Here is a 15,617-nt window from a genome sequence, read left to right on the forward strand (position 1 = left end):
GGAACCAGTTGTTCCAAGGTGACCATTTCTAATTCGTGTTGGAAAGGTGTCGGTGTTTTTAGCATGCCGCTATTAAACCAAAAGGCCTCGCACTTGGCGAGGCCTTTTGGGGTTTGTCAGCAGTCTGGAGCCGGAAATATTTCCGGCTTTTTTATGTCCGCACGGACAAGTGATGTTTGCAGCTAGCTTGACAATGCTATCATCTACGCTCTCGTCATTTCTGCCAATCACATGACTCAGCTCGCCCTAAATCTGCAACAAGTCGTCAAACATTACGACAAAAAAACCGTCTTAAAATCGATCGACTTGGCGATCGCGCCTGGTGAGTTTTTTGGTCTGGTTGGTATGAACGGTGCAGGCAAAACCACCCTACTTAAATGTCTACTAGATTTCTGTGAACTAGACCAAGGCAGCATAGAAATTTTTGGCGTCAGTAATCAACTCACCCATGCCCGTGAATCCTTGGCGTTCTTGCCCGAACGCTTTATGCCTCCCTACTATTTGACTGGCAAAGATTTCATCAAATATATGCTGCGCTTACAGAATATACCGTATCAACAGGCGCTCGCGGAGCAGGCTATGCACGACTTAGATTTGGATTTATCCGCATTGAGCAAGCCCGTGCGTTCCTACTCAAAAGGCATGACGCAAAAGTTAGGTTTAGTCGCTTGTTTTTTGGCGCAGAAAAAACTCTATGTTTTAGACGAACCTATGAGTGGCTTGGATCCCAAAGCGCGCGCATTATTACGCGCGCGCTTACAATTACTGCGCGAACAAGGTGGCACTTTATTCTTTAGTTCTCATGCACTGGCGGACGTTGAAGGCCTTTGTGATCGTATGGCGATTTTACACGAGGGACATCTACGCTTTGTCGGTTCACCGCAAGCCTGTCGTGAACAATATGCGGCCGAGAGTTTGGAGCAGGCTTACATGCGCTGTATTTCGTCTTAATTTCGTCTTGAATCAAAGTCCACGATTTACATTAGCCCAAGAGTCGCGAGAAATCATCGACTGGCACCCCCTTAGAAAAATAAAAACCTTGATACTCGTCGCAAGCACATGCCAGCAGAGTCTGCAGTTGCGTGACGTTTTCTACACCTTCTGCCACCACCTTCAAACCTAAGGTTTTCGCCATTGCCACGACTGCCAAGACAATCGCCGTGTCGTTGCTATCGCCAGGGATATCCATAATAAACGAACGATCAATTTTTAAACTATCGACCGGGAATCGTTTTAAATAAGCGAGCGATGAATAACCAGTACCAAAGTCATCAATCGATAGCGTAAATCCTGCCGCCTTCAAGGCGTCCATATGTCCTATGGCTTGCTCATGATTATTCATCACCATACTTTCGGTGATCTCAAACTCAATCGCGCTACTAGGTACCTTCCAAAAGGCAATCACTTTTTGCAGGACTTCCAGTAAGCCCTCATCGTTAAATTGAGCACCGGACAAATTAATGGCGATCCTGCCAAACTGTTTGCCGACAGCTTGAAAATGCGCAATATCGCGACACACAATATCCAACACTTGCATGCCTATCTTACCGATCAAACCTGCTTGCTCGGCGAGACCAATAAAGTCGCTAGGATAAATCATGCCATTGTCAGGATGATGCCAACGCACCAATGCCTCGGCGCCGACAATCTTGCCAGTGGCGACGCTGACTTTAGGTTGGTAATGCACCACAAATTCCCGGTTATCCAGCGCTCTACGCAATTGCGCTTCGTAAGCCAATAATTCGATTGTGTGCACATTCATATTGGCATCATAGAACTGATAATTGTTCTTACCGTTGTGCTTGGCGCGATACATCGCAATTTCAGAGTTCTTCATCAAGACCTGCGCGTCTTTACCGTCGTCAGGATAGACCGCAATACCAATGCTGGCACTGATTTGCAATTCTTGTCCGGCGACCTCGAGAGGCATGGCCGCAGCCTGCAATAAACGATCGGCGATTTCTGTCAATTCACGCGGGCTCTTGTCGCGATCCAACAGCAACATAAATTCGTCACCACCCACTCGCGCAATCGTTTCTGACTCGGAGATGCATGCCTTCAATCGAGTCGCGACGTCACGCAAAACCTGATCACCAGCTTCATGATCGAAGCTATCGTTAATCGCTTTAAAGCGATCTAAATCCAACATAAATACCGCTAAATTATCCCGGCTGGCTTCCGCGTAGAGCAAAGCTTTGGAAACATATTGGCTAAACAAAAAACGATTCGGTAGTTTGGTGATGTCATCATAATGCGCCAATCGGATCGCTTTTTCTTCGGCACGTTTACCTTCAATCGCGATACTGGAGACATCGGTCGCAATGCTGATTAAACTCAAATCCTCGTTGCTCAATGCCGCCGTGGACTCCGTGAACAAGGTGAAGGTTCCTAGAATCGCTCCCGTCTTACCCATAATAGGCCACGACCCGACAGCAGCATAATTGGCCAGCAATTTGCGCTGCGCGATAAATTCCATCGCCGACGATTTAGGAATTTCTTGGGTCCACACCGGAATCATTTCAAGTACTGCCTCACTCCACACGCCATTACCATGACAGACTGGTGCCTCGGTCAATTGGCGACGCAAAATGTCTGGGAAGTGATGACCAATCGTTTCGGTAAACAGACGTTGATCGACTGATAGTAACTGGACGCCGCAATGCCAATGTGGATTATTTTTTTCCACAAAATGGCAAGTATCAATCAAAATCGACTCGAGACTTTCACTACTACCAATCAGTTGCAAAAGCTGATTTTGTCCCTGCAATAAGCGTTCAGCATGTTTGCGTTGTGAGATATCGCGCATCACGCAAAATACGATGACGTCGTTGGAGATTTTGATGCGACTCAAGGTGACTTCACTAAACCAGTCTTTACCCCGTCGATGCGCCATCCACTCGAATTTCTGCACCGTTCCTTTAAACGCAAGGTCGACAAATTTTCTGATCGACTCAGCTTTTTTTGCCGCCACGGTTGGTTGTGTGTAGCGCCAATCGGCGGAAAACTCGCCAATATCGAGACTTAGTAAATCCGACTTATTATCGACTGCCAACATCTCTAGCGCGTTTTGATTACCATCAACAAAATGGTAAGTCTTATTAATCAACAAAATCCCATCTTGAGCGTCTTGAAACAGCAGTCGATAACGCCGTTCGCTGTCTGTCAATTTTTCTCTGGAAAGTTTGAGATGTTGCACTTTTTTGTACAACAACAGCGCCAGCAAAAGGGTAAAGATAATCGACAAGGCGGCGAAAACCAAGCGTTGTTCCAAGCGTGTATGCCACTCTAATAAGATCGTATTGAGATCACGACCAAACACGACGACCAAGGGAAAATCACTCATTTTCAAGTAAGTATAATTAGTCGCATGATCTGCGCCAATCACCGCACTTTCAAAACGCCCTTCTTCAGCAAAACTATTTTTAATGCTAAGCGCCACTGCACTATCGACTTCAGCTTTAAAAGCAGCATGATTCGTCATGGCTTGTACAATCACCCGCCCTTCTTTGTCATATAAAGAAATCTTAGCACCAGCGTCTTTCGCCACGCGCTCATAAAATTCTTGAAAATAACTTAGACTAATTTCAGCCTGCACCTGACCTATCGGTTGCCCACTAGGGTCAAAGACGTTTCTAGCCATAGGCAAGATCGCTTGTGAAGATTTTTTAGGCGTGTACGGCGAACCAATTTGGATCCCCTTTTGATAAGCGTTCACGGACTTATTCAAATAGGCGATATGATCATGTGCAGACAGGTCGATGGGATCAATGGGGAAACGCAAAGAGGAAGCCCACAGCATGCCGTGACGATCAATCAAAGATAACGCGGCGATAAACTGCGAGTCCCGACGCTGATTACTCAGTATGCTGCGCACACTCGCCTCGTCGCGCAGGACACTCTCATTTTTGGTTTGTAATTCCTCAGCAGTTGCCACCGTTGCCCGGGTCGCATCGTGTAAAACGCGATTGGCGTGTTCTTCCAGAATTCTGAGATTCAATAAACTATTCTTGTTTGCGGCAGCGACAGTGATCGCTTGATCTTGGGTAATCGACCACCAGGTTTGGGCAAGGATTGCCGCTATGATGAGGAGAACACAACTAATCAACAGCCAAACTGGCACTTCCCGAATCTCGTTTTTTTTCTTACTACTCGGCATGCATCACCCCTGATTCACTGACGGTTCTGCGCTTCTAAATTGAATCGCAATTCGTCATTCATTGATTGTGATCGAAGTGTAACATTGCCTACACCGTACACCAATAAACTGCGCAAATGAACTTAAGAATGTGTAGGAAGTGTGGGCAATCGGGTGAGAAGCCGACTTGAATAGTCGAGGTATCTGTGGTGCTGGGATGGTGGGATGGTAAAAATGAAGCAGGCCGATAGGCCGGATTCTGTTACGGCGCTTTGCATCGCTACATCGCGCTATGACAATCATTCCTCTAGGCGACGGATTGCTCCGCCGCTCAAGCTTTCTACCCGCACGCTCAGCGAGCCACCTCAACGCGTGCCTATTTGAAATTGCTCCGGGTGGAGGTTACCGCGTTTCACCCTTTGTGGTTTAGCATAGGCTTGCGCCCGCTACTCCCCAAAGACTCGTCTCTGTGGCCCTATTCCTCGCCTTATACCTCAGCTTGCGCCTTGGCTTTCAACGTACGGCCGTTAGCCGTCACCCCGCTCTATGGAGTCCGGACCTTCCTCCCGTCACCGTGTGAACACGGCAACCAGCGATTGTCTGGCCTGCTTCGGTTGGCATTGTACCAGTTAGCAGGCTATTGGACTCAAGCTTCGAGAGAAATCCCTGTTACCGAAGATTATTTTGCGTTGAGCATCTTGTCTTTGAGAGCGTCATCTGCTGGATGTTTGCCTAGCCAAATTTTTAAGACGGCATTATAGAACGTAGGGTCATTGATCGTTTCACCGATTTTTTGACCATTGAATTGACACACGATTCCAGTACCTGGGATCCAATCAAAAGTCAACACATCGCCTTTTTTCAACACCGGCACTAAGGAAAACATTTGTCCAAACGTGATCATTGGCTTAATCAATTTACCGCGTTCATCAATATCCAAATTATTCCGCAGACCATCCATAAAGCGCTGTCCGAGATCATCATTGCTGAGCTCGCGCAACATCACCAAGGTCACACGCTTGGCACCTGGTAGTGCTAAAACGTCTTGGGTGGTCGATTTCGCTTCTGGTAAGTAGAGAGCCGCAACATACACTTTGAAAATCACTTTATAACGAACGCCAGCACCATTTAACTTGAGAGTTTGGTTGCCGACTTGTGCGGTATCTTCCAATTTGACGCCGGATATCGTGACCGTATCGGCGAAGGCAGGTAGCGCGGATCCCGTGAAAAACACTAACCCGCACGCGGCTCCCAAACGGCATAGTTTTGAAATGATATTTGTACTAGTTTTCACGTTGTCTCCTAACGTAAGTCAATAGTCATTACAAAACAATATTTGAACGACCGTGCTTTTTTTATTCCCTTTACGATAGTGTTAAATTCGGTGTCTTGCAAGCGATTCCCTTACTTTTCGACCGATTAGCTAAACTAAATTCACATCCATTGAAAGAAAGTAAAATCGAACAAACCACAATAACGACAACATTGACGACTGCCTATGTTGTCATAAGTCTGGTTAGTAATCATCGTTCAACATGATGTCTGCTACGTTAAGCATGTACTAAAAATAAATAACTTGGATTCAATAAAATGGCGCTAACTAAAACTATGCAATCACGCTCAGGTGGCGAAATTCTGATCGATGCATTAACTATTCATGGTGTCGAACGTATTTTTGGCGTACCTGGGGAAAGTTATTTGCCAGTGCTTGATGCACTACACGATAGCGCGATCACTTTCACAGTCAATCGTCAGGAAGGTGGTGCCGCCTTTATGGCAGAGGCGTACGGCAAAATGACCGGGAAGCCTGGAATATGTTTTGTCACGCGTGGCCCTGGCGCCACCAATGCATCGATAGGCGTGCACACCGCCTACCAAGATTCCACACCGATGATCTTGTTTGTCGGTCAGGTCGGCAATGACTTTGTCGAACGTGAAGCCTTTCAAGAAATTGATTACCGTCGTATGTATGCACCAATGGCAAAGTGGGTTGCGCAGATTGACCGCACCGATCGTATTCCCGAATATATTGCGCGTGCTTTTCAAGTCGCCACAAGCGGAAGGCCGGGCCCGGTCGTTTTGGCATTGCCCGAAGACTGTTTATTTGGACAGGCGACTATCGCCGACACTCGCTCCTATCAAGCAGTGCAAGCCAGTGCTTCTGATCGACAACTCCAAGAATTACACGAGCGCCTAAGTGCAGCCAAACGCCCGTTGCTACTGGTCGGCGGTGGCGGTTGGGATGTTCAGGCTTGCGAACAACTAGCTCAATTTGCTACGCGTCAGCATTTACCAGTGGCCTGTGCATTTCGCTTTCAAGACTTGATCGCCAATACGCATCCGAATTACGTAGGTGACGTCGGTATAGGTATTAATCCTAAACTTGCACAAAGAATTAAAAACGCAGATCTGGTGATCGCCATCGGCCCACGCTTGGGCGAAATGACCACTAGTGGCTACACCTTATTTACAGCACCTTGCCCACAACAATCCTTAATTCACATCCACAGCGATGCATTAGAACTAGGGCGCGTCTATCAGGCCGATATGCTGATCAATAGCGGCATGCGCGAAATCATGACAATGCTCGCTGCCCTTCCCGATATCAAAGCCGAAGGCTGGCAAAATCAGTTAGCACAAGCTAAAGTAGACTTAAGCGCATGGCAACAAGAACCAGCCATCTTCGCGCAAGAACAAGCGCCACTCAATTTATGGCAAGTGGTACATGACATTCAAACCGCCTGCCCAGCCGACACCATCATCACCAACGGTGCTGGCAACTATGCGACCTGGGCACATCGTTACTTTTTGTATGGTGGCTTTCGTACCCAATTAGCGCCGACTTCAGGTGCGATGGGCTATAGCGTACCAGCAGCTGTTGCCGCCAAAATTGTCGATCCTGATCGAACCGTGATCGCCTTCGCCGGCGATGGTGAATTTATGATGAATGGACAGGAGTTAGCAACAGCCATGCAGTATCGCGCTGGCGTCATCATTATCGTATTTAATAATGCTATGTTCGGCACTATACGCATGCACCAAGAGCGCGAATACCCGGGCCGCATCTCTGGCACGCAATTACACAACCCAGATTTCTCTGCCCTCGCTCGAGCTTACGGCGCACATGGCGAGGTGGTTGAACGCACCGAAGACTTTTGTGCCGCCTTACAGCGCGCAGTGACGCATACACGAGAACAGCATTTGCCAGCTTTGATCGAATTACGCTATGACGGTAATTTGATTACACCCGGTGCGAGTTTAGAGAAGATACGACAAACGGCAATCGACGCAGGCAAATGAAGTTTGATCTTGATTAAGGTCTTGGGTTCTAAGACATCGCTTGGCAACATCTTTTCGACTTATACTAAAAAATCTAACTCGGCGTCTTGACGCGCAAACCCATTCATCATCAGGAAACGACAATGAAAATCTCCTTCCATGGCGCAGACAAAGACGTAACGGGTTCATGTCACTTAATCGAATGTGCGGGTAAAAAAATTCTGATTGACTGCGGTCTATTTCAAGGTGGGCGAGACTTATCAGAAGAAAATGCCGAGGATTTTGGCTTTGATGCCGCGAGTATCGATTTTGTGCTATTGACGCATGCCCACCTCGATCATTGCGGTCGACTACCGCTCTTGGTCAAACGTGGTTTTCATGGTGAGATCATCACCACGGCCGCCAGTAAAGATTTAGCGCGTTTAGTCTTGTTAGACTCGGCACATTTACAAGAAGCCGATGCAAAGTCGCAGCAACATCGACAACAGCGACATAGAAAACACAGTCGCGAGCAAAACCATCCCGAAGAAGCTCTGTACACGATTTACGACGCCACGCGTTGCTTCGATTTTTTTGGGCGTGTCGCGCATTATGAACAAGCGATCAAAGTCGCACCGGGCATCACCGCCACGTTTTACGATGCAGGACATATCTTGGGTTCTGCCAGCATTGCCATCGATCTGAAAGAACGTAGCAAAACTTGTCGCATCATCTTCTCAGGTGATCTTGGTAGCGATGGTCGTAAGATCCTGCGCGACGCAGTGGCGCCACCACCAGCCGATATCGTGGTCATGGAAACGACCTATGGTGATCGCTTACATCGCTCACTCAAAGAATCCGTCAAAGAATTTTATCTGGCGATTAACGATACGTTTAAGCACGGTGGCAACGTCATCATTCCCACCTTTGCACTCGAACGTTCACAAGAGATATTGTGGTATCTGCGCGAAGGTGTAGAAAAAGGTTTACTACCAGCAGCGATGCATGTGTTTTTAGACTCGCCGATGGCGATTTCAGCAACTGAAATTTTCCGACAACATCCTGAGTGCTACGATGAAGAAGCGTCCAAACTCTTCCAACAAAAACGCGATCCATTTCAACTAAATAATTTACACATTACTCGCGATGCAGCTGATAGCATGGCGATCAATCGCATCACTAGCGGCGCAGTTATTTTGGCTGGCTCGGGCATGTGTACCGGTGGTCGTGTGCGACACCATTTAAAACATCATTTATGGCGCAAAAATGCCAGCGTTGTGTTTGTCGGTTTTGCCGCCCAAGGCACACTAGCAAGACAAATTATCGACGGCGCTAGGAGCATACGATTATTTGGTGAAGAGATTGATGTCAACGCGACTATTTACACCATCAATAGCTTCTCAGCCCACGCCGACCGCAATGAATTACTCGCATGGCAGAAAAAAACGCAAGCAGAACATACTATCTTGGTGCATGGCGAAGAAACTGTGATGCAGAGCTTTGCTACATGCTTGAAAAATACGTCTGTATTGATCCCTGAGAAAGGCCAGAGTTTCACTTTGCCTGCATTGAAAGCTCTGTAAATTCCGATCACGCGACGCGGTGCAACGCGCCTTTGGCGATTGCCATTACTTGCCACCAACGCGTTGACGCAAGTCACGTGTCCGAGCTTCAATTTCACGCCGCAAAACCTGCCCTTCGCTAGGTGGTGGCGGAGGCACGAGTGGGCGAAGCGCTGGCGGTATCCAGGGGTCGCGCAATGGCGTTTGCAGTGCCTCAGTCGAGGGCACTGAGTTGATGCCAATCTCTGTAAAACTAGGTGGTGCTGCCAGTACACTCGCCATTTCCCCCTGGATATTTACCTGAGTTCCTTTCAACGTACCACGATAAAATGCCTGCAAATCGGTCTTACTTACCACCCGGGCAGCATCGTCCAGATAAGTCATGTGACCACCAGCGTAATTACGTAGCAGCACGCGTGCGGGTAAGTTGAGCCGCGCCAAATCTAGTTCGGTCTGATAAAAGGGAGTCGCTAGGTCGTGATAGCCATTCAGTGCCAAGACACGTAATTGTGGATTCAACACCAATGCAGCGCCGAGATCAGGCACTGTGTCGGGCAAATTTTTTCCTGCATGACGGAAATCCCAAATCTCAATCGCGTTACTGGACAAAACATAAGTTGAAGCATTGCGGTAACGCAGGGTATCGCGCAAGTAAGCGCTGATGGCGCTGGAAAAAGACGCACTAATGAGCGTACTCGACGGATCACCTTCACTAGCTAGTGCACTGCCAACTGGGGCTGACACTCTGGCGTCATAGCGGCCAATCAAGCTACCTGGAATGAGCTGATTGCGAAACAAACTTGCTTGCATGTTGAAATTGCTGCGCCAATGACTAAGCGCCAATCCAGTCATATCGCTAAGCAGTTGCGGCAGCTCTACAGGTAGCACCCCACCTGCGAACAATGCTTGCACGGCAGGAGTGTATCGCTGTGCACTAAAGTCACGCACTTGTGCCAGATGGGCAGACAAATCGCTTACCGATGGTCGACTCAAACGATGATATTGACCAGTCGCCGCATAGCTAGGTAGATAGCCACCACAACTTACTGTCGCTTGACCAATTAGGCCGCAATTGCTGTTGTAATTCAAAACAGGAGCTTGCAGAACCAGGCCTGTAAGTTGTACGCCCGCACTCTCAAGCAATGCCGCCAACACGGCGGTACGCGGCCCACCATATGACTCGCCGAACAAGTATTTTGGCGAGGCTTGCCTGGCATTTACCGTGAGATAACACTGCACAAAATCACGAAACACCGCAGCATCAGCATCGACACTCCAAAAACTACGATTGGTAAATGGGGCGATTGCTTGAGACAAACCACTGCCCACCGCATCCACAAACACCAGATCGCTCGTATCCAACAAGCTTTCGGCGTTGTCTATCAAGGCAAATGGTCGCGCCAAGCTAGTAGACGGCATGCCGGTCACTAAGCGCTTGGGACCGTAGGAACCTAAATGTAGCCAGACACTGGCTGAGCCAGGGCCGCCATTATAGAAAAAGGTGATGGGTCGAGACGCAGCAGGTACATTATCTGCCGTGTAAGCAACATAAAAAAACGAAGCCTGATCCTGCCCAGTACCCGTCGCTTTTGCCGTGAGATGGCCGGCTTTGGCGGTGTAGGGAATCGTCGTACCATTCAAAGTAATACTGTGCGAGGTGTTGGCACTAGTTTCCACTGCCGAGCTTAAGGCGGCATTCGCACTGGAGGAATAGTTAACAGGATCGACCAAGGTTCCAGGTAATTGTGCAATCGGATCAGGCGTACTACTGCCGCTTTGACTGCCCCCGCCACCGCAGGCACTCAGTCCAAACAACAATACCAAGGCACTAGCTCTTAAGCATTGATTTACCGATGTATTCATCCTCCACCTCCATGCACATAAATCCGCGGAAATTCAGTCATTCCTCGAAAGCAATTCTTAAGAAGTCGGACACACAATCTTCTTGTCGACATTTACCAGCCCAGACCCTGTTTGAGGAACGCCAGATGGGCGCCGCAAACTCGATTTGTCCATTGTCCACACTTTCAACAAGAATTACGACAGTCCGATCAAGCCACTTGCTAATTTACACCTTGCTGACATAAAGTAGTAGCCTACTTTCTTGACCGTAGCAACTGAGCATAATGACTTCTTCCGCTGACAACCAAAAAAACGCCACAGACAATCCGTCACCCCCAACTAAGCAGCAACTCCCCAAGAGCATTTGGGTACTTGGCATGGTCAGCATGCTGATGGATATTTCTTCAGAAATGATACACAGCCTGCTGCCCTTATTTATGGTCAGCACTTTGGGATTGAGTGTATTTGCCGTAGGCTTAATCGATGGCATCGCGGAGTCAACTACCTTAATTGTAAAAGTATTTTCGGGAGCGCTGAGTGACAAACTCGGTAAGCGCAAAACTTTGGCTGTGATTGGCTATGGCATGAGCGCTTTTACCAAACCTCTGTTTGCGATTACGAATGGCATGGGCTTATTAATCACGGCCAGACTGATGGATAGAATTGGTAAAGGCATACGTGGAGCCCCACGCGACGCCTTGATCACAGACATCACCCCAGCGCATATGCGCGGTGCCGCTTTTGGTTTACGCCAATCCCTAGACACTGTTGGTGCATTTGTTGGCCCCCTACTCGCTACCGGCTTAATGCTGTTATGGGCAAATGATTTTCGTAGTATTTTCTGGCTGGCTGTGATTCCCGGTGTCGCGGCCATGGCGCTATTGTTTTTTGGCGTGCAAGAGCCCAATACGAATATCAGCAAACGTCCGAGCAACCCTATCAGTAAAGCCAATTTGCAGCGTTTGGGTTCTTCGTATTGGTGGGTGGTTTGCTTGGGTGGCATTTTTACGCTGGCGCGTTTTAGTGAAGCTTTTTTATTGTTACGGGCGCAGCAATTGCAAATCCCCCTGGCTTACGTCCCTTTGGTGATGGTAGCGATGAATATGGTGTATGCCGCCAGCGCCTATCCTTTTGGCAAACTATCAGATCGTCTGGCACCTGCCACCTTGCTGGGCATCGGCCTCTTTGTTTTGATTCTGGCCGACCTCTGTCTGGCGCTCAGCACTGACTGGTCTGGCTTACTAGCTGGTGTGGTATTGTGGGGCATCCATATGGGCATGACGCAGGGTTTGTTATCCGCCATGATCGCAGGATGTGCGCCTGCTGATTTGCGGGGGACCGCCTTTGGTTTCTTTAATTTGGTCAGTGGTATTGCACTCTTACTCGCTAGTATCATTGCGGGACTGTTATGGGAAGGTTTGGGTCCCGCGTTCACATTCTATGTTGGCGCTATGTTTGCTGGTTTAACTTTGTTGGGACTAATCGTTTTCTCACAGCGTTTTCCAAGCACCAATGCCAACACGGTAAATTAGTAAAAATCCACTGCAGCTCGCCTTAGCAGGTTAAAATTTGCCGTTTTTCAAACTTGGCATCGCCTAGCGATTTACCCTAGCAATTGCCAGCAACACCTTATGTCGACCGGAGTCATTATGTTTTCAAAAAATGTTGTTCAAGTCCTCGCTGCCAGCCTCATGTGCAGCGCCTCTGCACTCGCCACGGCAGGCACTGACTTTACCCAATTAAAAACCTTAAGCCAATCTGAATTTGGACGTCTCGCCACTGACTTCACTTCTGCCGCCAGCTATAAAGGTGTAACGCCAGCGGCGGCGACTGGGATTACTGGATTTGATCTCGGTGCTGAATTAAGTTTTACCCAGTTGGCTAATAGTTCGGTTTGGAAAAAAGCAGGAGCGGATGTGTCTACCTTGATCGTTCCTAAGCTGCATGTGCATAAGGGTCTGCCGTTCAATATCGACATCGGCGCATCCTTAAGTGCGGTACCTGATTCCGATATCAAATTGATGGGTCTAGAAGCGCGTTATTCGCTATTAGAAGGCAACGTTGCCCTACCCGCCATTGCCATTCGCGGTGCCTATTCGAAATTATCCGGTGTCAGCCAACTTGGATTTGATAGCACCAGCGTTGAAGTCTTGGTGTCCAAGGGCTTTGTCATGTTCACACCTTATATTGGTGCTGGCAAAGTCTGGGGTAGTGTGACGCCGAATGTGAATGGCTTACAAAAAGTTTCACCAACCGCCAATAAAGTGTTCGCTGGGGTGAATGCGAACTTTGGTTTAATGAATCTGGCGGCAGAAGTGGATCGCACTGGTGACAATGATACTGTCAGCGTTAAACTTGGTTTCCGTTGGTAGGCATGACGACTATTAGCGCCAACATTTCACATTGATGAAGCCCGAATTTTCATTTTATTTGCTGGGTGAGCGGACTGCAGTCATGCAGTCCAAATCGACGCAAATCGATGTCAATTGCCAACGAACCATTTCGGGTATCGCACACCAGCTCAAGCAAATGGGCACCTGCATCGATATCGTTCCGGGGATGAATAATTTAAGTGCGATCGTCGATCCACAACAACAAAGTGCAAGCGCTTTATTGGAGACTCTACAAGAACTGGCGCAGTCAACGGAACCCTTAGAATTTCAAGCGCGACAGATACACATTCCCGTTAGCTATGGCGGTGACAATGGTCCCGATCTAGAGTTGGTTGCGCGACATTGTCAACTCAGTCCAGCCGAGGTGATTGCCCATCACAGCCAAGCTGAATACCTAGTTTATTTTCTAGGGTTTCAACCGGGCTTTGCTTATCTCGGCGGCTTAATGCCACAACTCCATACGCCACGACGCGCCGAACCACGCTTACAAATTGCCGCTGGCTCAGTGGGAATCGGGGGCAGTCAAACAGGCATTTATCCTGCTGCCAGTCCTGGTGGCTGGCAAATTATAGGACGCACAAAATTACGTTTATTCGATCCACAACAGAAACAGCCCAGCTTATTACAAGCGGGAGATATTGTTCGTTTCGTGGTGGAGCGCAGCGATGTCGAATAATGCAAATACCGCGTGCATCAGTATCACGAAAGCGGGCATACAAACTACCGTGCAAGATCTTGGTCGCACTGGCTTACGTGATTTAGGCATTAGTCAAGCGGGTGCATTAGACCGCCAATCTTTGATTCTGGCGAATAAACTAGTCGGCAATCCTGAACACTGCGCTGGTCTAGAAATCGTGATCGGTCCAGTCGAGATTCAATTTCATCGCGATAGCTGGTTTGCGTTGTGTGGAGCCAATTTTGCTGCCGAACTAGATGGAAAATCCATCGCCAAAGCCTGGCGTCACTATGCCCGCGCAGGGCAGAGTTTATTGCTGCGTGGTGCACATAAGGAAGCGCGGGCATATCTTGCGATTGATGGTGGTATCGCCGTAGCTGAAATATTGGGAGCGCGAGCAACCGATTTACAGGCGCGCTTTGGCGGACATGAAGGTCGCGCCTTGCGTAAGGGAGATATCTTGCCCTTAGGGCCACCACAAAATATTGGCCGCTCTATCGGCGTGCAACAACGCATCTGGACACCGGAAGTGAGAGCAATCCGTGGTCCTGAATTTATGCAATTTGACGCCTGCGCCCGTAAAAAGTTTTGGCAAGAGGCATGGAAAGTTAGCAGTCAAAGTAACCGTATGGCATTTCGACTCAGCGGTGACAGTTTACAGCGTAGCGAATCCGGCGACATGCTGTCGCACGCAGTCTTACCGGGTGTCGTACAAGTACCTGCCAACGGCCAACCGATCGTATTATTGGCGGATTGCCAGACGACTGGCGGCTATCCGCGTATCGCGACGGTGATCGAGGCGGATTTATGGAAAATTGCCCAAACCCCGATAGGCCAGCATTTTTGTTTTGTGGAGGTGGATATCGCCACCGCACTGGACGCGAAAAAGAAATGGCAACGCGAATTGGCCCGCCTTAATTGCGTTAATTCAATCAATTACAAGCCAGAGAGAAAACATGTCTGAGGCGATATCAGCCACTGTATCCGCACCACGCAAGATCGACTTGAACGCCGACCTCGGCGAAGGCGGCGTGCATGATGAAGCAATCCTAGCCATCGTCAGTTCGGCCAATATCGCCTGTGGCGGTCATACCGGTGACACACACAGTATGCGTACCGCAGTTCGATTAGCAAAAGCCAATGGCGTTGCGATTGGTGCCCATCCCAGCTTTGTCGACCGCGACAATTTCGGCAGAACCGCACAACATCCACCACTCGATTTATTGTTCACACAATTATGTGAACAGGTCGATCAACTCAGCGGCGTTGCCACTCAGGAGGGCTGCGTACTGCAACACCTCAAACCGCACGGCGCTTTATACAATCAAGCAGCCAATGATGCTGCCCTCGGTAATGTCTTGATTCGTGTGATTCAACATTGCAATCCGCAGCTACGCTTGGTCGCTTTAGCCGGAAGCAAATTGGTGAAACAAGCCCAAGCAGCCAATCTTCAAGTTATCCAAGAAGCTTTTGCCGACCGACGTTATAACAGCGATGGCAGTTTGCGTGCGCGGTCTTTTGCCGATGCGTGTATCGATACTGCGGCAGAAGCGGTACAACAAACTATAAGTTTGGTCGAACATGATCAACTGCGTAGCGTGGACGGTGAACTGATTAACATCCATGCCGAAACGCTGTGTGTACATGGTGATGGCATCCACGCTTTACGTTTGTTGGAATCGATACGAAGCGAGCTCATTACTCGTGGTTTTATCATCGCAGCGAATTAACCTAAAAAATAGCCCAACAAA

The 15,617-nt window shown here is 48.6% G+C and carries 11 protein-coding genes and 1 other RNA gene; 8 read left to right on the forward strand and 4 right to left on the reverse strand.

All coding sequences use genetic code 11. The annotated features are described in order from the left end of the window. The first annotated feature begins 231 nt into the window (after positions 1–231). Positions 232–951: an ABC transporter ATP-binding protein gene (locus H8K52_RS06080; RefSeq protein ID WP_186922007.1), complete on the forward strand. Its 720-nt coding sequence runs from the start codon at positions 232–234 to the stop codon at positions 949–951. Between the two features lie 31 nt (positions 952–982). Here the strand turns inward: H8K52_RS06080 and H8K52_RS06085 are convergent, their stop codons facing one another. From H8K52_RS06085 to H8K52_RS06095, 3 genes are all read right to left on the reverse strand, one after another. Then, the gene (locus H8K52_RS06085) at positions 983–4,156 is read right to left on the reverse strand and encodes a bifunctional diguanylate cyclase/phosphodiesterase (protein ID WP_186922008.1); all 3,174 of its coding nucleotides are present in this window, start codon (positions 4,154–4,156) and stop codon (positions 983–985) included. Positions 4,157–4,367: 211 nt separating this feature from the next. Next, positions 4,368–4,747, reverse strand: an RNA gene (gene rnpB, locus H8K52_RS06090) — RNase P RNA component class A. Positions 4,748–4,814: 67 nt separating this feature from the next. Further along, on the reverse strand, positions 4,815–5,429 hold the full coding sequence (locus tag H8K52_RS06095; protein WP_343044137.1) for a chalcone isomerase family protein: 615 nt from the start codon (positions 5,427–5,429) through the stop codon (positions 4,815–4,817). 296 nt (positions 5,430–5,725) lie between these two features. Between H8K52_RS06095 and H8K52_RS06100 the strand changes: the two genes are divergently transcribed. Continuing rightward, on the forward strand, positions 5,726–7,435 hold the full coding sequence (locus tag H8K52_RS06100; protein WP_186922009.1) for a thiamine pyrophosphate-binding protein: 1,710 nt from the start codon (positions 5,726–5,728) through the stop codon (positions 7,433–7,435). Between the two features lie 122 nt (positions 7,436–7,557). Further along, complete coding sequence (locus H8K52_RS06105; protein WP_186922010.1) at positions 7,558–8,976, forward strand: MBL fold metallo-hydrolase RNA specificity domain-containing protein; 1,419 nt, start codon at positions 7,558–7,560, stop codon at positions 8,974–8,976. A gap of 45 nt (positions 8,977–9,021) precedes the next feature. Here the strand turns inward: H8K52_RS06105 and H8K52_RS06110 are convergent, their stop codons facing one another. Further along, positions 9,022–10,818 (reverse strand): S10 family peptidase, encoded by a 1,797-nt coding sequence (locus tag H8K52_RS06110; RefSeq protein ID WP_186922011.1) that lies wholly within the window; start codon positions 10,816–10,818, stop codon positions 9,022–9,024. Between the two features lie 263 nt (positions 10,819–11,081). Here H8K52_RS06110 and H8K52_RS06115 point away from each other — a divergent pair, with 263 nt between their 5' ends. From H8K52_RS06115 to pxpA, 5 genes are all read left to right on the forward strand, one after another. Next, the gene (locus tag H8K52_RS06115) at positions 11,082–12,329 is read left to right on the forward strand and encodes an MFS transporter (protein WP_186922012.1); all 1,248 of its coding nucleotides are present in this window, start codon (positions 11,082–11,084) and stop codon (positions 12,327–12,329) included. A gap of 117 nt (positions 12,330–12,446) precedes the next feature. Further along, the gene (locus tag H8K52_RS06120) at positions 12,447–13,169 is read left to right on the forward strand and encodes a hypothetical protein (protein ID WP_222613707.1); all 723 of its coding nucleotides are present in this window, start codon (positions 12,447–12,449) and stop codon (positions 13,167–13,169) included. A gap of 34 nt (positions 13,170–13,203) precedes the next feature. After that, positions 13,204–13,866, forward strand: a complete 663-nt coding sequence (pxpB, locus tag H8K52_RS06125) for a 5-oxoprolinase subunit PxpB (RefSeq protein ID WP_186922013.1) — start codon at positions 13,204–13,206, stop codon at positions 13,864–13,866. Continuing rightward, entirely contained in the window at positions 13,856–14,830 is a 975-nt protein-coding gene (locus H8K52_RS06130; RefSeq protein ID WP_186922014.1) for a 5-oxoprolinase subunit C family protein, read from the forward strand. The genes pxpB and H8K52_RS06130 overlap by 11 nt, the downstream gene beginning before the upstream one ends. Beyond that, positions 14,823–15,596 (forward strand): 5-oxoprolinase subunit PxpA, encoded by a 774-nt coding sequence (gene pxpA, locus H8K52_RS06135; RefSeq protein ID WP_186922015.1) that lies wholly within the window; start codon positions 14,823–14,825, stop codon positions 15,594–15,596. The genes H8K52_RS06130 and pxpA overlap by 8 nt, the downstream gene beginning before the upstream one ends. Positions 15,597–15,617 lie beyond the last annotated feature (21 nt).

Origin of the sequence: Affinundibacterium seohonense, from assembly GCF_014284305.1 — a bacterium.
Lineage (GTDB): Bacteria > Pseudomonadota > Gammaproteobacteria > Burkholderiales > Burkholderiaceae_D > Undibacterium > Undibacterium seohonense.

Excerpts from the sequence above, each read along its gene's own strand:
- H8K52_RS06080 (WP_186922007.1), top strand. The coding sequence starts at position 232 with ATGACTCAGCTCGCCCTAAATCTGCAACAAGTCGTCAAACATTACGAC.
- H8K52_RS06085 (WP_186922008.1), bottom strand. The coding sequence starts at position 4,156 with ATGCCGAGTAGTAAGAAAAAAAACGAGATTCGGGAAGTGCCAGTTTGG.
- H8K52_RS06100 (WP_186922009.1), top strand. The coding sequence starts at position 5,726 with ATGGCGCTAACTAAAACTATGCAATCACGCTCAGGTGGCGAAATTCTG.
- H8K52_RS06105 (WP_186922010.1), top strand. The coding sequence starts at position 7,558 with ATGAAAATCTCCTTCCATGGCGCAGACAAAGACGTAACGGGTTCATGT.
- H8K52_RS06110 (WP_186922011.1), bottom strand. The coding sequence starts at position 10,818 with ATGAATACATCGGTAAATCAATGCTTAAGAGCTAGTGCCTTGGTATTG.
- H8K52_RS06115 (WP_186922012.1), top strand. The coding sequence starts at position 11,082 with ATGACTTCTTCCGCTGACAACCAAAAAAACGCCACAGACAATCCGTCA.
- H8K52_RS06120 (WP_222613707.1), top strand. The coding sequence starts at position 12,447 with ATGTTTTCAAAAAATGTTGTTCAAGTCCTCGCTGCCAGCCTCATGTGC.
- pxpB (WP_186922013.1), top strand. The coding sequence starts at position 13,204 with ATGAAGCCCGAATTTTCATTTTATTTGCTGGGTGAGCGGACTGCAGTC.
- H8K52_RS06130 (WP_186922014.1), top strand. The coding sequence starts at position 13,856 with ATGTCGAATAATGCAAATACCGCGTGCATCAGTATCACGAAAGCGGGC.
- pxpA (WP_186922015.1), top strand. The coding sequence starts at position 14,823 with ATGTCTGAGGCGATATCAGCCACTGTATCCGCACCACGCAAGATCGAC.